Source organism: Rhizobium sp. 3T7 (assembly GCF_020166565.1).
Taxonomy (GTDB): domain Bacteria; phylum Pseudomonadota; class Alphaproteobacteria; order Rhizobiales; family Rhizobiaceae; genus Rhizobium.
The window spans coordinates 1-19,857 of sequence record NZ_JAIQXS010000039.1; the positions used below are offsets into that span (position 1 = coordinate 1).

18 protein-coding genes and 1 pseudogene are annotated in these 19,857 nt (G+C 59.5%); 3 read left to right on the top strand and 16 right to left on the bottom strand.

Going from position 1 to position 19,857, the window contains the following annotated elements; translation table 11 throughout:
- Positions 1-131: pseudogene (locus K9B32_RS28310) on the top strand (IS5/IS1182 family transposase); the annotation flags it as partial.
- Positions 132-558: 427 nt separating this feature from the next.
- Here K9B32_RS28310 and K9B32_RS28315 read toward each other — a convergent pair.
- The 14 genes from K9B32_RS28315 to K9B32_RS28380 form a co-directional block, all read right to left on the bottom strand.
- Positions 559-1,071, bottom strand: a complete 513-nt coding sequence (locus tag K9B32_RS28315; protein WP_224568592.1) for a VOC family protein — start codon at positions 1,069-1,071, stop codon at positions 559-561.
- Positions 1,072-1,209: 138 nt separating this feature from the next.
- Positions 1,210-3,717 carry an ATP-binding cassette domain-containing protein gene (locus K9B32_RS28320; RefSeq protein WP_224568594.1) on the bottom strand — a complete coding sequence of 836 codons (2,508 nt, stop codon included), beginning with the start codon at positions 3,715-3,717 and terminating at the stop codon, positions 1,210-1,212.
- A gap of 73 nt (positions 3,718-3,790) precedes the next feature.
- On the bottom strand, positions 3,791-4,858 hold the full coding sequence (locus tag K9B32_RS28325) for a substrate-binding domain-containing protein (protein ID WP_224568596.1): 1,068 nt from the start codon (positions 4,856-4,858) through the stop codon (positions 3,791-3,793).
- Complete coding sequence (locus K9B32_RS28330) at positions 4,855-5,880, bottom strand: ABC transporter permease (RefSeq protein ID WP_224568599.1); 1,026 nt, start codon at positions 5,878-5,880, stop codon at positions 4,855-4,857. Before K9B32_RS28330 ends, K9B32_RS28325 begins: the two co-directional genes overlap by 4 nt.
- 109 nt (positions 5,881-5,989) lie before the next feature.
- On the bottom strand, positions 5,990-6,193 hold the full coding sequence (locus K9B32_RS28335) for a hypothetical protein (protein WP_224568601.1): 204 nt from the start codon (positions 6,191-6,193) through the stop codon (positions 5,990-5,992).
- A 61-nt stretch (positions 6,194-6,254) separates the two neighbouring features.
- Positions 6,255-6,539, bottom strand: coding sequence for a YciI family protein (locus K9B32_RS28340; protein WP_224568603.1), 285 nt, complete (start codon positions 6,537-6,539; stop codon positions 6,255-6,257).
- 202 nt (positions 6,540-6,741) lie between these two features.
- Positions 6,742-7,806 carry a maleylacetate reductase gene (locus K9B32_RS28345; RefSeq protein ID WP_224568605.1) on the bottom strand — a complete coding sequence of 355 codons (1,065 nt, stop codon included), beginning with the start codon at positions 7,804-7,806 and terminating at the stop codon, positions 6,742-6,744.
- 9 nt (positions 7,807-7,815) lie between these two features.
- Positions 7,816-8,697 (bottom strand): intradiol ring-cleavage dioxygenase, encoded by an 882-nt coding sequence (locus K9B32_RS28350; RefSeq protein ID WP_224568607.1) that lies wholly within the window; start codon positions 8,695-8,697, stop codon positions 7,816-7,818.
- 16 nt (positions 8,698-8,713) lie between these two features.
- Positions 8,714-9,772, bottom strand: coding sequence for an SDR family oxidoreductase (locus tag K9B32_RS28355; protein ID WP_224568609.1), 1,059 nt, complete (start codon positions 9,770-9,772; stop codon positions 8,714-8,716).
- Positions 9,769-10,761 (bottom strand): zinc-dependent alcohol dehydrogenase, encoded by a 993-nt coding sequence (locus tag K9B32_RS28360; RefSeq protein ID WP_224568611.1) that lies wholly within the window; start codon positions 10,759-10,761, stop codon positions 9,769-9,771. The genes K9B32_RS28355 and K9B32_RS28360 overlap by 4 nt, the downstream gene beginning before the upstream one ends.
- A 10-nt stretch (positions 10,762-10,771) precedes the next feature.
- The gene (locus K9B32_RS28365) at positions 10,772-11,785 is read right to left on the bottom strand and encodes a Gfo/Idh/MocA family protein (RefSeq protein ID WP_224568614.1); all 1,014 of its coding nucleotides are present in this window, start codon (positions 11,783-11,785) and stop codon (positions 10,772-10,774) included.
- On the bottom strand, positions 11,782-12,066 hold the full coding sequence (locus K9B32_RS28370) for a YciI family protein (RefSeq protein ID WP_224568616.1): 285 nt from the start codon (positions 12,064-12,066) through the stop codon (positions 11,782-11,784). The genes K9B32_RS28365 and K9B32_RS28370 overlap by 4 nt, the downstream gene beginning before the upstream one ends.
- 68 nt (positions 12,067-12,134) lie before the next feature.
- Positions 12,135-13,208: a 2,3-butanediol dehydrogenase gene (locus K9B32_RS28375; protein ID WP_224568625.1), complete on the bottom strand. Its 1,074-nt coding sequence runs from the start codon at positions 13,206-13,208 to the stop codon at positions 12,135-12,137.
- A 107-nt stretch (positions 13,209-13,315) separates the two neighbouring features.
- Positions 13,316-14,104, bottom strand: a complete 789-nt coding sequence (locus K9B32_RS28380; RefSeq protein WP_224568627.1) for a glucose 1-dehydrogenase — start codon at positions 14,102-14,104, stop codon at positions 13,316-13,318.
- 370 nt (positions 14,105-14,474) lie between these two features.
- Here K9B32_RS28380 and K9B32_RS28385 point away from each other — a divergent pair, with 370 nt between their 5' ends.
- Positions 14,475-15,401, top strand: coding sequence for an NAD(P)-dependent oxidoreductase (locus tag K9B32_RS28385; protein WP_224568629.1), 927 nt, complete (start codon positions 14,475-14,477; stop codon positions 15,399-15,401).
- 68 nt (positions 15,402-15,469) lie between these two features.
- The gene (locus K9B32_RS28390; protein WP_224568631.1) at positions 15,470-17,191 is read left to right on the top strand and encodes an extracellular solute-binding protein; all 1,722 of its coding nucleotides are present in this window, start codon (positions 15,470-15,472) and stop codon (positions 17,189-17,191) included.
- 94 nt (positions 17,192-17,285) lie between these two features.
- Here K9B32_RS28390 and K9B32_RS28395 read toward each other — a convergent pair whose 3' ends face one another.
- Together K9B32_RS28395 and K9B32_RS28400 are read right to left on the bottom strand one after the other, a co-directional pair.
- Positions 17,286-18,347, bottom strand: coding sequence for a ketopantoate reductase family protein (locus K9B32_RS28395; RefSeq protein ID WP_224568633.1), 1,062 nt, complete (start codon positions 18,345-18,347; stop codon positions 17,286-17,288).
- On the bottom strand, positions 18,334-19,020 hold the full coding sequence (locus K9B32_RS28400; RefSeq protein WP_224568635.1) for a ketopantoate reductase family protein: 687 nt from the start codon (positions 19,018-19,020) through the stop codon (positions 18,334-18,336). Before K9B32_RS28400 ends, K9B32_RS28395 begins: the two co-directional genes overlap by 14 nt.
- Between the last annotated feature and the right edge of the window lie 837 nt (positions 19,021-19,857).

Here is a 19,857-nt window from a genome sequence, read left to right on the forward strand (position 1 = left end):
CGAACCATGAATGGTCGATCATCTTACCACTGCCGCCGAACAAGCCTCGCAGCGTACCTCGTGTCGATGACCGACGGGTCCTGAACGGCATCCTTTGGCGCTTCCGAGCAGGCTCGCCGTCGGCAGAAGTATCGACGCCAATCTCGGAGGGCAGGCGGCATCGGTCACGGCCGGGCAGGCTTCAACCGGATCACAAATCGGGCCAAGGAGCAGATCGAACGCTTGCGTAGCCAGCGGGTTGAAGATGCCGTCACAAAGCTGAATGAGGTGAGAAACAACTTACGCGATATTGAGGAACAACTCGCCTCGGCAAAGGTCGTTCTAGGGCGCTGCTCAACCTCTTGTGGCTTTCAAGCAAAGAGCAGCGGCACCGAGGGATCTTCAAGACCCAGATGCACCTTCAGGCGCGTCCCGTCCCAGGTTTGGCGTTGGTCAAGTTGGCTTCGCGACGCTGGTTTAACCGGACGCGCCACTCCTACCGGCAGTTCTCAGCAATTGCCATGCATTCAGCACTCACACTTCAGGGCTTTCCCGTTTCATTCATACACCGGCGGCGCCTCACCCTGATTTGGCTCTCCACAAGCGGTGGGGCGAGTTACTTTCGTAGCCGAGCTTATCGAAGCTTGCGACTTCCAGAATCAGGCCCCAGGGTGCGCGAAAGTAGATCCAGTTGAAGCCGGCCAGGGGACCAGATTCTACAAGATTCGGCCCGTCGAGCATATCGATGCCCTGTGCTCTCAGGCGCTCCGCGCATGCATGGACATCATCGACTTCGAAGCAGAGATGCATGCCACCGACCTCTGAAGACCGCTTAGGCCGGGAGTCTTCCTCACCATCATATTCGAAGAGTTCGACGCTTGTTCCCTGACCACAACGCAGGAAAACCAGGTCCCGAATGGTAGAGTGCGCCGAAGCCCCAAGCTTGTGGCTCATAAAGTCCTGATCGACATCGAAAGGCCCTGTGCGGAACACTTCGATCGCGCCGAAAACGGCTTGGAAGAAAGCGATACCTTCTTCGATATTCGGCACCGTGATGCCGATATGATGCATGCCATAAACCGTGTTCGCCATCTCATTTCCCTCATCGATATTTGCTGAAACACTCAAAAAGCCTGGAGCAAGCGGTGCCAACGCGTACCACATGGCACCATTGGCGCCGCAGAGACCAGGATTGCACCAAGTCTCCGCGCCCCGCACGGGTATGATCCATCAGGGCGCTCGCTTGCGCACAGCCGAGTAGATCAGCGCCGCCACGACGATCAGGATGCCCTGGAACAGATATTGGTAAGTCTGCGTGAGACTGAGGAAGGTAACGGCGCTGAGTACCTCGGTGAGCAGGACGGCCCCGAGGACCGTTCCGATGAATGTCCCGCGACCACCCGTCAGGCTCGTGCCGCCAAGCACGACTGCCGTAATACTGGCGAGCGTATAACTAACCCCCTGGCGCGGATCGCCAACACCGATCTGGGTCATTAGCATCACCGCGCCGAAGCCTGTCAGCACCGAGGAAGCGATATAGCCGGTGATGTAGGTCAGATCGATGCAAATGCCCATTCTGCGTGCCGATTCCTCATTTGAACCGACAGCCCGCAAGCGCCAGCCGAGCCTCGATCTGCGCAAGGCATATTCGCCGATCAGCGTAACCGCCACGAGCGCCAGGAAGGCCACGGGGAACGGACCCCATTGCCAGTTGATCCAATCGGTCACCGTGGCGCTGATATATCCGTCCGGATTTTCGCGCAGCAGAAAGCTCAAGCCTTGAATCGCGATATACATTGCAAGCGTCGCCGCAATCGGTGTGAAATTCGCATATCGTATCAACAGCCCATTCACCGCGCCGGTGACGAAAGCGCCCGCCAGCATCAGCAAAAAGCCCAGGAGAACCATGCCGGTCGACATATCGTCGGTGACGAAGAACGACGCGACGACGACCAGGAAACCGGCGAGCGGACCGACTGAAAGATCGATGCCGCCCATGAGCAACGTGATCGTCTGTCCGAGGGCGATGAAGCCCAGCGCCGTTGCCAGCAGGAAAATGTTGTAGATGTTGTAGGTCGAAAGGAAGTTGTCGTTCTGGCTGTTGACAAAAAGCCCCAGCAGGATTGTCACGAGCGCCAATGGCACGACCGGCGCAATGTCCGACTGCAAGAAATGTCGAAGCCTTGTTGCCGATGCCGCCCCTGACGCCGAACCGCTTTCGACATCGTGGGTCTCGGCCTTGACTGCCGCGGCGACGATGCGCTCTTCAGTGACATCCTCGCCGCTGAGCGTTTCGATGACATGGCCGCGCGACATCACGACTACCTTATCACAGAGCCCCTCGAGCTCGACGGCATCGGAAGAGTTCACGATGACCGGCGTTCCGGCCTCGGAGACGTCACGCAGGATGCGATAGATCTCGAAGCGCGCTCCGACATCCACGCCTTGCGTCGGCTCGTCGGCGATGACGAGGCTCGGCTCCGACAGCAGGGCTCGCGACATCACGACCTTCTGCTGGTTGCCGCCGGACAGCGACAGGATCGGTGCTTCCAGACCCGGTGCCTTTACCGCCAGCTCATCGAAGATGGACGTGACCTTTTCGTGTTCCTTCCTGCTGCTCATGATGCCGCCTGAGGCGAACTTCTCCAGCGCCGAGAAGGTGGCATTCTCGCGCACCGTCAGGCCGCTCGCGACGCCTTCCAGATGACGGTCGGAAGGCATGAACGCGGATTCGTGCAGGAGCGTCGGCTGACTGAGTGTGCGGCCGTGCAACGTGATCGCGCCCTGTGTCGGATGCAGACCGGCAAGCGACCGCATGAGCCCTGTCTGACCATTGCCGGACACCCCGGCGACGCCAAGGATCTGTCCGCGCGTCACGTTAAAGCTCACATTGGCAAATCCGTGGCCGCTCAAACCGGCGACGGCAAAACTCGTCTCCCCGCCGGCGCGCTCCGACTTGGGCGGAAAGGCTGAGTCCAGTGTGCGCCCAACGATGAGGTTTACAAGCTCTGCATCGCTCGTCTCGCTCACGAGTGCCGCGCCGCGAACGCGCCCGTCTCGCATGACGGTAACACGGTGGGCGATCTGGCGCAGCTCCGCCAGGCGGTGGGTAATATAGATCACCGAAGTTCCAGCCTTCACCGCCGTTCGGATCAGACCGAATAGCATGTCGGTCGCTTCCTGGTCGAGGGAGGCAGTCGGCTCGTCGAGGATAAGCAGCTTCGGCTTGACCGCAAGCGCCTTGCCGATTTCGAGCAGATGCTTCTGCGCCACCGTCATCTGGCCGGCCCGCATGCGCAAGGGCAGGTCCAATCCGACCGTGTCGAGCATCTGCTGGGCGACTTCGTGCATCGGACGGCCGGAAAATGCCGATGGCGGCAACGCCACACTCAGATTCTCAAAGATCGACAGATCCTTGAGAATAGCCGGATGCTGGAAGCAGATGGCAATGCCGAGAGATGCGGCCATTTCCGGCGTCATCTGCTTGATGCGCTCCCCTTCGAAGCTGATCTCGCCTTCGCTCGGTTGGAGCGTGCCGGCGATGATGTTCATCAACGTCGACTTACCTGCACCGTTCTCCCCGAGAATGGCATGGACTTCACCCGGCCGGAACTCGACGCTGACGTCGCGAAGCGCTGGAATGCTCGCAAAGTACTTGGAGATACCGGTCAGGCAGATCGTCTGGTCGGAACGTGTCGATATAGGTGTCTCGATCGCAATGATTTCTGCTGCAGCCATAGCCTGTGATCCGCTGTAGAGGAGAGCCTGCCCAGAGAGGAAACTCCGGGCAGGTTCTGCATGTTTTTACAAGTTACTTTCCGACCGCCTTGGCCTGTTCCTCTGCGGGAAGTTCGGACGAGAGGTAGATGGCGCCCGGCAAATCCTTGCGGCACTGCACCGCGCTGGGCGATCCCGATACCGAATCCTCGAATGCCGGCGCCTTGAAGACCTGATCAGTCGGCGGCGTGCCGCCGGTGGCAAGCGCGACGGCCCATTGAACGGCAAGCCTTACGTTGTCGTTGCCGGTTGCGACCGTGAAGAGCTTAAAGTCCGGATTGCTTTCCTTGTTCTCCTGCCAGAAGCAGCCCAGCGAATTACCGTCGGACGTGGCGAGCGCGGGGATCGATTTTCCCTGCTTGCTGAAGAGCGGCAGCGCACCGACCAGCGAAGGACCGAAGTCGGAGATGATCACGTCGATCTTCTGGTTCTTGGCAATTTCCGCCGTCAGGACCTTTTGCGTCAGCGCAGGATCCCAGTTGGTGACCGCGAATGGCTCCTGATTGACGAAGACATATTCCGGGCCGAGAACCTTCTTCAGGCCCTTGAGCTCGTCAAGGCCCTGGCTATTGCCGGCCGGCCCGCTGAGGAACAGGAGATTTCCACCTTTCGGCAGGACGCTCTTGATCCATTTGCCCCAGGTCTCGCCGTCGTTTTCGAAGGATGCACCGACAAACTTCGAATAATTCTGGCCATCCTTGCCGCCGACGGCGACGCGATAGGGCACGACAGCCTTGCCGGACTTGAAAACGCTGGTGATGGCCGGAAGCACGGCCGGGCCTGCATCGCCGAAGACGACAAGCGCGTCGATGCCCTTGGCAGCCATGCTCTTGATGTCAGAGATCGCTTTTAGCGTATCTCCTTGACCATCGGCATATTCATATTTGGTGATGCTGGGGCAAAGCTCGACGGTTTGCTTGCCGGAGGCCGTGGTGACCTGGCGCCAGCTGTTGCCGCCATATCCGTCCAGAAGCGCAAGCGTTGCCTTCTTCGGACCGCACCATGACGGAGTGTCTGCCCTGGCGATATCGGCACTGGCGAATGCAGCGAGCGCCGTCGCGACGGAAAGCGCTAAGTATTTCGAAAGAGAAGCATATTTCATTTCTTGTCCTCCACTTTTTTTGTCCTAGTCGTTCTCTTGAGGTTTACCGTCCAGCGGAGCGAGTAAACACCGATGCCAAAACCCAGAGCCAAGGCCTGGATGATGGTTTGAGCTGAAAACGGCACTCCGACCGTCAGTGCGAATTGGCTCAATTGGTTGAGGAAAAAGCCCGCGATGACCGTCGAGATCGGATAACCCCGGCCGCCCAAAAGCGACGTACCGCCAAGAACCACGACCGCGACGGATGGCAGCAAAAGGCTGTCTCCCTGGAAAGCGGTGGGCTCGCGGGTAATGCCGGCGATCAGGGTGCCGGCCATGCAATAGAGAAGCTGCGCGTAGACGTAGGCCATCATCTGGTGGATGCGCACGTTGAGGCCCGCCGCGCGGCCGGCCAACGGATTGGCGCCGATTGCCTCGAACCTGCGTCCCGCCACCGTCTTCTTCAGCGCAAAGGTCACCACTGCCATGGCAATGAGAGCGAAAATGACCGAGTTCGGCAGACCGAGACTTTCGCCGCTTGCGATCTCAGCCAGAAGATTGGTGGTGATCGAAGGGACGCCAGCCGACACGGCAAAGACGGCTCCATAAAGCAGCGCATTGGTACCAATGGTGGCGATGATCGCATTCAGTCGAAAGAAGCTGACGAGAGCGCCGTTCAGGCAGCCGGCTATCAGCGAAACGCCGATCGACAGGAGAATGGCCTGATAAAGCAGCCCATCATCCTGCTGCGGAAAATGGGTCGCGATGACGACTGCGAGCGACACGGCGCCGGGAAGAGAGAGATCGAAGCCGCCTTGCTGTACCACAAGCAACTGTCCGAGACCGACGATAGCGATAATCGCCGCAAAGGGCAGACTTCCGGAGAATGCGCCCCACGACAGGCTCGAAGGAGCAAAGACTGCACATATTACAAGCAGGACGAGCGTCGAAAAGACGACGGTCACGAAGCTTCGCGCCAGGGGCATCGGCAGGATTGTCTCCCTTTGGTGCTTGTTCGAAGCGATGGAGATAGCGTTCGTCATCGAAGTGCGTCTTTCGCGCTGAAGTTCACGGCTCCACCATCGGGCTCACGAGGCAGAAGCCGGAGAGCCCGTTCGGCAGATTTTCAAGAAAAGAGATCGAGGACCGGCGTCAGGTTTCCCGGTTGCTGACGACCCAACTTATCGTCGGGCCGGCTTTGGCCGGGTGTTCCGGCCGATTGAACGGCCGACGAGATGACAATTGGTGGTGCCTTCGCGACTCTCGATACTCGACGTAAAATCCGCTGCAGATGCTTCCAGCTTCATCGAGCCAGTCGCGGATTTTGTCCCAGTTGAGTTTGCCTGCCGCTTTCATTTTCCCTCCTCCTTAGAAAATCAGCCGTCGTACAGATGCATGGAATCCAATTGCGGTCGTCTTATTCACGACCACCGATCGTTGGTCGCCACTCGTAGATGGCGACGGTCGAATAGACTCCATGGAGGACAAAGGGATCCTCCGCGCTGAAGCGACGCATTTCTTCCAGCGAACCGACATCGGCGACGACAACTCCTCCGCTGCCTTCACCGAATTCATCCATGATCGGTCCAGACTGGACGATGCCAACCCAGCCGGATCGCAGATGGCGTTTGTGATCCTCGAGATAGGTCTCGCGTGCTGCCGTCTTGTCGGGATTGGATATTGCGACGCGAACTGCAAGCATGACCTGTCTTACCCTCCTCACCCGCCAAATCGGCCTTGCGTTTCCCCGTCCATCTGCGGATGTTGGAGACCACGCAATATTGATGGTAACCGCACCGGGAGCAAAGAAAATAGCGGAATTATCCATTTTGGATTTCCGGAAATCCCTGCTGCTGCCAGGCAAAAGTCTTCGAGGCGCCTGACGATCCCACATGCTCCAAAACCTATATCTTCTCGGGCGCATCGCCTCTGAAGGCGCGCCCGAGCAACTCCGTCAGCCCCTCGCTTTCCGGCGTTCGGGGATTCCAATAGGCGTTCGACATCGCTTGCTCGACCGCAGCGCCGACGCTGCCGTCGGGCATGCCGAGATCCTTCAAGGACATCGTTGCTCCGAGCCGTTTGGAAAGATCGAAAAGCCCGCGGGCAGGGTCGGCGACACCAAGCGCCCGGCCGAGTGCGGCCATCGCGGCCGGCGCGGCACTAGCATTGTAAGCGACGGCATGCGGCAGCACGGTCGTATGCATCGCAGCATGCGGCAGGTTGAACATACCGCCAAGAGTGTGGCAGAGCTTGTGGTGTAGCGCCATTCCGACCGAGCCGAGGCAAATGCCGCATAACCACGCGCCGTAGAGGGCATCCGAGCGTGCAGCCGTATCGCCAGGGTTTTCTTTGATCTGCGGCAAGGCGCGGGCGATCGCCGCAATCCCCTCCAGCGCCATCATCGAGATAATAGGGTTTGCCTCGCGGGCATAGAGCGCCTCGACGGCATGGGCGATGGCATTGATGCCGCTCGTCGCCGACATCAAAACCGGCAGGCTGAGCGTCAGATCGACATCGTAGACGATCACTTCGGGCAGGATTCGGGAATCCGACTTGGTGACTTTTCGCCCGCCTTCGGTTTCGCCGAGGATCGGTGTTGCCTCCGATCCGGCATAGGTCGTGGGAACAACGATCTGCGGAAGATCGGTGCGATAGGCAATCGCCTTGCCAAGACCCGTCGTCGATCCGCCGCCGATGGCAACGACCGCATCGGCTTGAAGGGCATCGACCAGCTTCATTGCATCGGCGGTAACGTTGGTCGGCGTGTGCATCGTCGCGTTCGAAAATATACCGACGACGCGTGCGCCCAGATGCGCGGATATGTCTTGCGCCTGGCTCTCCTGCTCCGGTGTGGAGAGCACGAGAAGACGTTTTGCGCCCAGCCTGTCAGCCTCTTCGCCGAGGCGGGAAATCGTACCGCTGCCGAAGATGACGCGGCCGGGATTTGCGGTATAGACGAAGCTTTCCAAGCCCATCTCCTAGCCTTCCGGCCCTGGTCGGGTGAGAACGAAATCGAAATCCGAACGCCATAGCGTGTCGCCATTCGCGACAGGTTCAAAGGGCGCAACCAATGTCCTCTTCACCCCGAAAACCGTATCGGACACAAGATAGGGGTCTCCACCGACGAAGGTGTGGGTGACGAGCTTCTGAAAGCCGTCTGCGCAGACCATGTAATGCATGTGGGCCGGGCGGTACGGATGCCGCCCCAGGGCTGAAAGCATCTTGCCGACCGGCCCGTCATCAGGGATCGGGTAGGAGACCGGCTTGATGCCGATGAAGTTGTAGGCTCCGTCCGGGCCGGTGACGAAGACGCCACGATTGTTCCATTTCGGCTGGATACCGGGCTGTTGGACGTCGTAATAGCCTTCCGCATTGTCCGACCAGACATCGATGCGGGCGCCCGCCACCGGATTGCCGTCGAGATCAAGCACCCGGCCGATGAACAGGCAGCTCTCTCCCTTGCCGTCGAGGCAGATCTGATCACCCATCTGGCGCACCGGGGCGCCTTCCACATGAAACGGGCCGAATACGGTGTTTTCGGTCGCCCCTTTCGGCCGTCTGTTGTTGACGGCATCGACCAGCATGGAAAGGCCGAGCGTATCCGAAAGCAGAATGAATTCCTGCCGCTCCTGCGTGCAGATCTGGCCGGTGCGGGTCAGGAAATCGATGCCGAAGTCCCACTCTTCCTGCGTGAGTTCGATCTCACGCGCGAAGTTGTGGAGATGCTTGACGAGACAGGACATGACCTCGGCAAGGCGCGGATCAACCTCTTTCCCCATTCTAGCATTGACGGTCTCGGCCGAATTTTCCTCGGTGAAATATCCGGCCGGCTCGACTGGTGCGACGACGTCAGCGCTCATCCGATCCTCCTCAGTTTCAAGGAATGATGCGATCCGCCCGGAGGCGGTCGAAGGCGTCGGTGAAGGAACGGGTCGTATCCTGGTAATCCATGAAGCCGAACTTGCGGCTGCGGCCCATGTCGTTGAAGGTCTCGACCTGTCGTCCGAGGTCGGCGTCCGAATGCCAGAACGAGGCGACGCGCGAAAGCGCGTTGGGCTGCAGGCCATACTTCCTGACCATTCTGTCCCAGATCGGCTCCGCGTCGGCCATCTGATTTTCAAGGGGATTGGGCTCTCCGGAATAGGTGGCTGCCTCGACACCGAAATAGGCGGCGATGCGCGGCCAAAGCCATTTCCAGCGAAAGACCTCGCCGTTGACGACGTTGAAAGCGAGATTGGCGGCCTCCTTCGTGGTCGCGGCCCACCGAAGATGCCTGGCGAGCAGGCGTGCATCGGTGACATCGGTCGCAGCCTGCCATTGCTGCGGCGATCCGGGGAAGACGAAGGGCCTGCCGGTCTGCTTGCAGATCGATGCGTAGACGGCGAGTGTTGCGGCCATATTCATCGCGTTGCCGACGGCATAGCCGATCAGGGTGTGCGGCCGATGGATGGACCAGGTAAAGCCGTCGCGCGCAGCGGCCGCAAAGACCTCGTCCTCCTGGACATAATAGAAGTTCTCGCTCGGCAGACGCTCCTGCTCCTCGCGGAAGGGTGTCTCGGGCTGCGTCTTGGCATAGGATTCGAATGGCCCGAGATAGTGCTTGGTGCCGGTCGTCAGCGCGACATGGCTGACGCTTGCACCCTGCAAGCCGTCGAGTACGTTTCGGACGATTGCTCCGTTTACCTTGCAGTTTTCCGCTTCCGTTTTCCGGCGCGACCAGGCTGTAATGAACACGTGGCTCGGCCGGACGCCGAGCAGCGCGCCGCGCACGGAAACCGGATCGACGAGATCGCATCGGAGTGTTTGCACCTCGGCAACCGGGCTGACCGACCGGGACAGGCCCGATACGCTCCAGTCACCCGCGGCAAGCAGGAGTTCGGCCAGATTGCTTCCGGTAATGCCGGTCGCGCCGACGATCAGGGCATGCTTTGTCATGGGTTCAACCCGTTCAACAGGGTGATCTTGATGCTCTTGGTCGGATCCTGACCAAAGGCGAAGGCGTGGACCGCTTCCGTCAGGGCGAAGTCATGGGTCTGGATCGGCGACAGATCGATGCCCGTCCGCTCGAGGAAGCGAATGGCGGCCGGCCAGACGCCCGGGGATCCAATGCAGCCGCGCACCGTCAGGTTCTTCATCTGGATCTGGCCAATCACGACAGGCACCTTGCGGCCGATGTTGATGCCCACCATCGACATGCGGCCCTCTTCGCGAGCATAGTCGAAAGCCGCCGCAAGCGAGGCATCGTGGCCGGAGGCTTCGATGACGAGATCGGCGCCCTTGCCACCGGTCAGGTCGCGGATCGTCTCGGCAGCACCCCCGTCGGACGGATCGATCACGACGTCAGCGCCCAACCGCTTGGCCACCTCCCGGCGCGACGCAAGCGGATCGACGACGATGACGCGCGCGCCCATGCCGATGGCCGCAGCCGCCGACACCAGGCCGATCGTACCGCCACCCGAGACCACCACGGTCTCGCTGGCATTTGTTCCGCCTGAACGCAGCACGGCGTAAAAACCGCAGGTGAAGGGCTCGATCAGTGCGGCCTTCTTGTCGTCGACGGCATCAGGAAGCTTATGAAGCCATTCCGGATTGACGGCGAAATATTCGCGATCGGCGCCGCTCATCGAGAAGCCGAAGTGGTGCAACCGCTCCGGCGTGCGCACCACGCATTCGCCGACGACGCGGTCGCCCTTACTGAAGCCTTGGACGTTGCGCCCGACCTCGACGATTTCTCCGCTCCATTCGTGCCCCGGCGTGACCGGATAGGAAATCGGGATGATGTAGCGACCGGCAAGCAGTTCATAATCGGAGTGGCAGATGCCCACTGCCTTGGTGTAAACGAGGACCTCGTTCGGCGACAGGTCCGGCATCCCAACCTCGGCAATGACGGGCTTTTCCGGAGCCTCGAAAACCAGAGCTTTCATGTCTTCCTCCTCAGACCTGCTCGAGCGTGCCGCTCTTTGCCGACCGCACGATGGCTTCCAGCAACGCAATGTTGTTGATCATGTCTTCACCGGTGATCGGATAGCCCGCTTCACCGCGAATGGCCTTGGCGAATGCTCTCAGATTGTCACGGACAGGTTCAGCGGGCGGCAGTTCGCGAACGGTGATCGGCTGGTTCTTCCAGCCTTCGGTGACCACCCAGCCGTCGGGCGCTTCGACGTGCGCCTTGTCGCGAACTTCGATCCACCCATCCGTTCCGAAGACGGCGAAGCGGGAGATGAAGGGCGTGGCGAGCGTTGCCGAGATATAGGCCGTTCCTCCGCCAGCAAAGCGGATATGAGCGCTCATCGTATCGCCCTGCGGGATGCTCGAAGCCAGATTTTCACACACCACGCGCACGTCGGCGGCAGGACCCATCAGCTTCACCGAGAGATCGGTCAGATGGATGCCGGTCGCCGTCATCCCACCCGCCGGTGCCTGATCGGCCTTTAGCCGCCAGTTCGATGGATCGAGCACCAGAAACTTGTCATGGCTGAAATTCGCCTCGATCTGCAGCAGCCGACCCAGTTTGTGTGACTGTGCCGCCTCCAGGACTGCCGCGATCGGGGGTTCGAAACGACGCTCGTGGCCCATGCCGAGCACTAGCCCGGCATCGCGGCATAGATCCACCGATGCCTGCGCGCCGGCCTTGGTCAGATCAAGCGGCTTTTCGCAGAAGACGTGCTTCCTGGCTGCGACGACGCGCGCGATCTGATCCCGGTGCAGCGAATGCGGTGTGGCGAGCACAATGGCTTCGATTGTCGGATCGGCCAGAGCTTCCGCTATATCCTGAGAATATTGAAGACCCATCTCTGCGGCGAAGGTGGCCGCATCGGGATTAGGATCAACGCCGCGGACAAAATGCATTTTCGCGCCTCCGGCATTGACGAGGCTTGCCATCTTGCGACCCCACCAACCGAGACCGACCAGCGCTGCGATGACGGGTTTTTCTTCGCGAATGGTCATCGATTGTCCACTCGCTTGTTGAAAGGGTGGATATTGACGGTTCTCCAGACGCCGGCCTTGGTGAAGGGATCGGCCTTGTTGAACGCGACGATTTCTTCCTTGGTGTCGGCCTCGAAGACGAAAAGCGAACCGATCATGGTTTCGTTATCGTCGGCCAAAAGCGGGCCGGAGATGATGGTTTTGGTCTTACCGGTCGACAGATAGGCTTTATGGGCGTCGTAGTTGACGAGGCGCTTATCGACAGCCCCTTCGTGGTCCAGGCAATGAACAATATAATACATGTCTAATCCCTTTCGAATTCAAGCGATGGCGTGGTCATCGACGGCGCCGGTCATTGGAAATTCCATGATCAGGCCTTCATGTTGACGAGGATCTTCATGTGGGAGGCGGCCGGATCGATGAGCGCGTTGAAGCCTTTTTCGACCACATCCTCGGGGGCAATCTGTGCGGTGACGATCTTTTCGACGGGGAAGATCCCTGCGCCTATCATCTGCGCGATGCGTGGCCAGATCTGCACCGGATAGCACCAGGTGGCTTCGACGGTGATGTCCTTGAGCGCCCAGAGCATGGCATCGATTGCCGCCGGCCTGACGTGGAGCCCAACCTGCACGACGGTGCCCTGGCGACGGACGGCTTTGGCGCACAAGTTGAGAGACGCCTCGGCGCCGACGCATTCCAGAGCGACGTCGACACCGACACCCTCCTCGGTGTTGCTGCGGAACAGCTCTTCGGTATCCGTCTCACGCGGATCGAACACAATCGCCTCCGGAACCAGCTGCTTTGCGAGGGCCCGGCGATTCGGATTGAGTTCCGAGACGAAAATCGTCGTCGCGCCCGCTGCCTTCGTTGCCAGCAGGACCAAAGCGCCGATCGGACCGACACCTGAAACGAGCACGGAGCTTCCAGAGGTCACGCGGCCACGATCGACGCCATAGAGCGCGACAGCCGCGGGCTCGATCATCGCTGCCTGAACGTCGGACACGCTATCTGGAACAGGAAAGACATTATAGCCATTGACGACGGCGCGCTCGCCCATTCCGCCCCAGTCCCACGACAGGCCGACGCAGGCCATCTTTTCGCTGAGATGGAAAAGTCCCCGGCGGCCGTAATAATCGTCGCGCGGCGAGATCAGCGGCTGGATGGAAACCCGCGAGCCCGGACCGACATGCGTGACGTTCTTGCCGACTTCCAGCACCCGTGCCGAAAATTCATGACCAAGGATCTGCGGCAACGTGGCGCCGGAATAGACATGGGGCGTGGCCGGGGTGACGATCGGACCTGCCACATATTCATGGATATCGGTACCGCATATGCCGCAAACCAAGGGTTCGATCAGCACCATGTCGTCGCCGAGCGGCCCGCTTGGCGCCGGCACGTCTTCGACGCGGATATCTTTCTTAGAGTAGTACCGTACAGCCTTCATTGCCACGCCTTTCCTTGATTATTCTGTGTAGATACGGCCGCAGAGTAGTTCTGCCGCCCGTCTGGCTCGAAACCTTATCGCGCCGTCGTGCAACGGCATTTTCCTCGTCAGATCAACACCATGCCGCCATCGGCCATGATGGTCTGGCCGGTGACATAATCGGACGCATCAAAGGCCAGGAAGGTGGTGACGCCAGCGATATCTTTCGGAATCGACACACGTCCGAGCAGGATCGACTGTGAAAAATCGTTGATCGCCTGTTCGCGCTTCTCCGTCAGGCCGCGCTCCATGAACTCGCGATCGAGCTGGTCCCAGAGCTCCGTCTTGACGACGCCGGGTCCGAAGCAGCTGACGGTGATTTTGTGCTCGGCAAGCGCACGCGCTGCGGCCTGTGTGATCGCGACGACGGCGAACTTGGAGGCGCAATAATGCGCAAACAGCGGATAGCCTTGTTTTCCGGCAATCGAGGCCGTGTTGATGATCTTGCCGCCGTGGCGCTGGACGATCATCTGTTTTGCCGCCTCCTGGGTTCCGATCAGAACCCCGCGCCCGTTGATCTTCATGATCCTGTCGAAATCGTCATCTGTCACCTCCAGAAAGGGGCAGGTCTGACTGATGCCGGCATTGTTGAACATGACATCGAGCCGGCCGAAGTGAGACACGGTTTCGCCAATCAGCGCCCTGACGATGTCGCGGTCCGAGACGTCCACGCCGATAGCAATCGCGCTGCCGCCCGCGGAGGAGATTTTCGAAGCCGTTCGCTGCGCGGCGTCCAGGTTCAGGTCGGCGATCACCACGCGTGCGCCATTCTCGGCAAGGTCGGCGGCAATGCCCGCGCCAATACCGCGCGCCGAACCTGTGACGATGACGACTTTGTTCTTGACCGATCCACTCATGGCCTATGCTCCCCAAAAAGCCGCCACCTCAACGGACTGGACCGCTGACAACAAAGCACCGCTCGCGGAAACCATGGCTCCCGCGTCATCTCTATTGTGTTGACGGCTTTATTCCTCCCACAGGAACCGCCGTGCGATCCGAAACGAAAGCTAGAGGATGAACCGGTGCTTCGACAAATCTTTAATTATCCAGAATGGATATTTTCGATGCAGCATTCGGTCTCCCGCTGACGCTACTATTTCCTTCGGGAGGAGACGGCGCTTGCGTCGAGTTGAGGCATGTTTCGGCCCAGTTCATTCACGCTCCTCCGCAAAATAGCGGTATCGGGAACTTCTGGTCGGCGACCGCCACCGGGCAAGGAAGGTTTGCATGATCGAGACGTTGAAAGTGGGATGGGCTGGTATCGGAAAGATGGGCGCGCCAATGAGCAGGCGCGTCCTCGAGAGCGGATATTCGCTGTCCGTCTACGAGCCGCTTCCGGAGAACCGTGCCTCCGTCGTTGCCCAAGGCGCGAACGTGGCCCACAGCCTCAACGATCTTGTCGAGGCATCCGACGTCGTCATGCTCACCATTCCGAACGATGCCGTACTTCGCCAGTTGACACTCGCGCCGTCCGCGCTTGCCGAACTACTCAAGCCCGGTCAGATCCTGGTGGAAATGAGCACCGTTTCCCCGGAACTCTCGGCCGAAGTTGCCGAAGCCCTTGCGCAAAGGGGCGTCGACTATCTGCGAGCGCCAGTTTCGGGAAGTACGGTCACTGCTTCCTCCGGCATGCTGTCGGTAATGGTGTCCGGGCCGGAGCAAGCCTATCGAAAGATTGAACCCATTCTCCAAAGCTTCTCGGCAAAGCAGTTCTATCTCGGCGAAGGCGAAGAAGCGCGCTACCTCAAGCTCGTGCTGAATGCGCTGGTCGGAGCGACCGCAGCCCTTCTCGGAGAAGCACTGACGCTCGGACTGAAGGGAAATCTCTCCGTCGAGACCATGCTTAACGTCATTTGCGAGAGCGCAGTCTCATCGCCGCTGATCGCCTATAAGCGCGACCTCCTGGTCAATCGCAATTTCGATCCGGCATTCTCCGTCTCGCAGATGATGAAGGACTTCGATCTAATCCTCGGAGCGGCAAAGTCCGATCATGTCCCGATGTATCTGGCCTCGATGATCCGCCAGCAATATGAAGCGGCATTCGCCGACGGGCTTGCGGAAAAGGACTTTTTCGTTCTTTTCGAACAGTATGAGCGCCTTGCCGGCTTAAGTCGCGAAAAGAGCGCCGCAGCGCACACGCTGAAGGCCATCTAGACGGGCTGGTGAAGGAAAGATTTGCCAGCTAGTGTGATCGTCGGCAGCGCGACGGTTGGGAGGCCGACGTGAACGAATACGAAATGCTGCGCGTCATCGATTTCATCGAGAAAACGCGCCGCCCCTTCAGAGATGTCGTCGAAGCGGCTGATGACGATGCGATCTGGCTCATCGTCACTTTCTTGATCAAATCGCACATCCTGAGCCAGACAGTCTCGATCTCGACACTTGGGCAGGAATCCGGCCTCCCCTACGCAACCTCCATGAGATTGATCAATCGTCTCATCGATAGCGGGTATATTCTCAAAGTCGCCAAAGGCTCGACAGGCAAGAGCTTCGCATTGCAACCGAGCGAACAACTGCTCCGGTCATTTGAAGTTTATGCCCGCAAGACCAAGTCTCTGCTTGCGCAGACCCTCGGGCTGCGCGCCGGGGAAGAAGAGGATGAGTATTATTTCGGGGGAACGCCGCTCGGCTCCCAGATCATCCCGCCGATGCGGCTTGTCCAGAAGCGGGCGGAATCGCAGATCGAACTTCGCTTCCTGTTGAACGACGACAACTATTTCTCTGCGATGCGAAACATGTGGGCAGACTTCCGCAGCAATCTCGCCTCGCGCAAGAATTTCGATCTTCTGCCGCTCCCCGATCTTTATCGACGCGCCCGCGAAAACGGCGCTAAGCGGCTTTCCGATTACGACGTGATTGCCATCAACATGCCCTGGCTTGGGGAATTCGCCGAGAGCGGCGTTATCAGGCCGATCGATCAGTATATCCAGAAGACAGGGATCAATCCGCTCGATTTCCATCCCTCGATCTGGTCTTCGGCGACCTGGGAGGGACGGGATTATGGCGTTCCTGGTTATTGCACGGTCGAGGTTCTCGCGGCGAGAAAAGACCTGTTTTCCGATGCGGGCCTATCCTTTCCGAAGACTTTCGACGAGGTCATCAATGCCGGCCGCAAGTTTCACGATCCCGACGAAGGCATGTTCGGAGCGGTGTGGGACGGTGCACGCGGCATGCCGATCGCGTCGAGCTTTCTGTTCTTCATGGGCGCCTGCGGCCAGCCGGCGATTTCACTGCGTAAGACGCGCTCAGGCTTTACGCTGGAAGGCGTAAACCTTGAGGAATTGAGTTGCACGATCTTGTCCGATGCCGGTTTTGCCGCCCTCGACTATATGCGCAGGCTGATGGAGATTTCTCCGCCCAAGATACTCGAGATGGCGTGGGATCAGACGCTCCAAGTGTTTCTCAGGGGGAAGGCGAGCCTCGGCTATTTCTGGACCATGCGTGCGGCGCGCTTCGAGTATGATGTCCAATCGCTCGTCAAACGCCGCGTCGAATATCTGCCGCAGCCCTTTGGCCCCGGCGGCACGCGTGCCTCACCGATTGGCGGTTTCCTCTTCTGCATTCCAACGAATCTGCCGGAGGAACGCGTGGAATTGGCAGCGGACGCCATCGCATGGATGGCTTCAAGGGAAGCGATGAAGGCGCATGTGAAGAATGGATTTCCAGTCGCGCCCCGCTTTTCGGTCAGTGCCGATCCGGAAGCCGCCGCAAGCTCGCCAATCGTCCGTTTCGTGGACCAGCTGGCAAAGAAGAACCTTCTGCATACCTGGCACCGTCCCAAGATCCCGCAGTACACGACGATCGAGAAAGTTCTCGGCGAGGAGATCCATGAGGCATTGCTCGGCAACAAGACGCCGAGGCTCGCCCTGGAGCACGCCGCCGCGCAGATCGAAGCCCGCCTCAAATCTGCGCGCAAGAGCTGGACGCGGCAGAGTCTGGTTTAGCCGAGAGAACACGAGCGCCTGCATCAGCTGGATGCGACTGGCGGCCTTTCCCAGATCGCAATCGACCCTTCGTTTCGTGGCCGCCAGCTGAAACTCAGCTGCATTCCATGACGGCCTGATATGTCTCGATCAGGAGTGCGGCATTGTCCGGCCGCGCCTCGATCCGGCCAGCCTCGATATCGAAGGCCACGTCCATAACGCGCTGATTGACGGGCGCCTCCTGGCCGTGGGCGCGAAGGATGTCGACGACCCAGCCGTTGACTTCCTGCACCTCGGCGCGGCGCCCCTTGCGCCAATCCTGCAGCGACGTCGTCAACGTGTCGGCCTGGGAGAAGGTCCTCAGCACCTCCTCGAAGATCTGATCGACATAGCGCTCCGGATGGTTGGTCGTGACCGGCGGCATGCCGATGATCGGAATGATCCGGGCTCCATCCGCGAGAGCCGCCCGCATCGCCTCATATCCAGCCGCCCGCATGACCTCGAGCATGCCCGGGGCGCGGGCAGCGTCCGCAAGAGGCAGATTGACGATAGCCGACGGAATGAGCTCGGCGGCATTGACGACAAGCTTCATCCACTTGGCAGAACGAATGTCATCCATCACTTCGACCGTGCCCGAGTTCCGCAGCAGATCGGCGACCGCTTCCACGCGCTCATGCGTCTTGGGGTCGAGCGCGCCGAGCGCAAACCAGGATGTATCATGATCATTCTGCCGGTTGGTGATTCCGGGCACGAACATGTTCGAGGCGATTTCGATGACCGCACCGATCGTCCGCTCGCGGCCCACCACCTCGGCGATGTCCTCATGCGTCATGCCGTTCTGAAGCCCGACGATCAGTCCATCGGGGGCGAGGCATGGTTCGATCAGCTGACATGCCCACTTGGTGTCGTAGGCCTTGACCACAAGGAAAACGACATCGAAAGGCTCCTTGATTTCGGCGACCTGGCAGAGATGCAGCGCCGGGACCTTGGCATTGATGGTTCCGGTCGGCAGGTGCACGGTGATCCCGTTTTCGCGGATCGCCATGACATGTTCCGGCCACTGCTCGATGAAGGTGACGTCGAGCCCCGCTAATGCGAAATCGGCACCGATGGACGCGCCCTGTGCACCCGTTCCGACAAATGCGATCCTCGGACCACGTGCCTTATCCCAACTCATAGGCTTCTCCTTTCGAAATATCGTGCGGCTCGCGCACATGTCGTTTTGGCCAGATCGAACGATCCGTGGACGCGATGAACGTCGCCCGCAAACAGCGCCTCATACTCCAAGCAGGGAGGCGTTCGACGGTTGTGCCGCAAGGCAATTCGGCAATCGTTTCGACGCGCTGGCGATTTGTCGGATCAATCGCTCCAAGGGAAAACCAGCACGTATCGTGGTCGTTCTGGCGATTTGTCACGCCGGGCGTAAACATGTTTGAAGCCATGTCGAAGACGGCGCCGACAGTCCGCCCGGCCCCCACGACCGACGCGATCGCATGCTGGGTCATTCCATTCTGCACGCCGACGACAAGCCCATCTGATGCAAGAACCGGCTTGATCAGCTGACATGTCCAGCCGGTGTCGTAGGCCTTGACGACGAGAAAGACGAGATCGAAGGGTTCTCGCATTTCAGCGACCTGGCAAAGATGTTTTACCCGAACCTTTGCATGAACGGGGCGTGACGGCATGTTGACTGTATTGCCGCGTTCGTTCATCGCGTCGACATGCTCCGGCCATTGCTCGATGAACGTCACGTCGAGGCCCGCCAATGCGAAATCGGCGCCGATGGATGCACCCTGTGCGCCGGTGCCGACAAATGCGATCTTCAGATTGTGCCCGCAAGCCCAAGACATGCGCGTCCTCTCCATCTGCGACACCAGATCCCTCGCTCGATCCGAAGCCAGAGCCAGGGGCGTCGAACTCCTCCCGAGATTTCGCAGCCGATGGTAGGGAGGATTTCTCAAATGTGAACGCTGCGATTATCCATTCTGGATGTCGGACGCGCGATCGCACGCGCGGGCATAAGCGTTCATCAGCGAATGACGGCTTTTGCCGCCGCACGGTTGCAGTTCGAGAACGGAGTCCGAACTGAGCTTCGCCAACCCGTCATGAGGTGCCGATAGCCGAGAAACCTAGCTTTCCACCTTGCTGGGCTTTAGTACTTATCATTGTCAGCCAAACCGCTTTCTGCCGGCCTGAACTCACTCCAGCGTCAAGGAGAACTGCCGGGAGAATGTGTCGAATCCGCCGGCATCATTTTCCAAGAAGAAGGAGAAACGGGTCAGGACGGAATTGGTGCCAAACTCAGGCTGATGGCAGAGGGGGTTCACCAAGCATTTCTAGCAACTGAGCGCGGATCGCAGTCATTTGCTCATGATCCTCCACTTGAGGTGATCGGTGGCAAGACCACCTCCCGCTGATTTCCGAGCCTGATCGCATCTTGGCTCTTCATGGTCTCTGTCCTCTGTCCTAGGACTGAGGACGCTAAGCATGATCCATGCTCCTATGTCAAAGCCAAACCTAATCCCTCCGGTACTGGGGCTAGCACGCTGGACATCGAGATCCCCTTTTGCAAAGCTAGTCTCTACACCAACTAAGGCAGCTAGGCCACGTGCCGCGCCAGGGCGCAGCGCGACCAGAGCGAATGCAGGGCATCGACGAGATGTTCGATGTCGGCGTCGCTGTGCAGT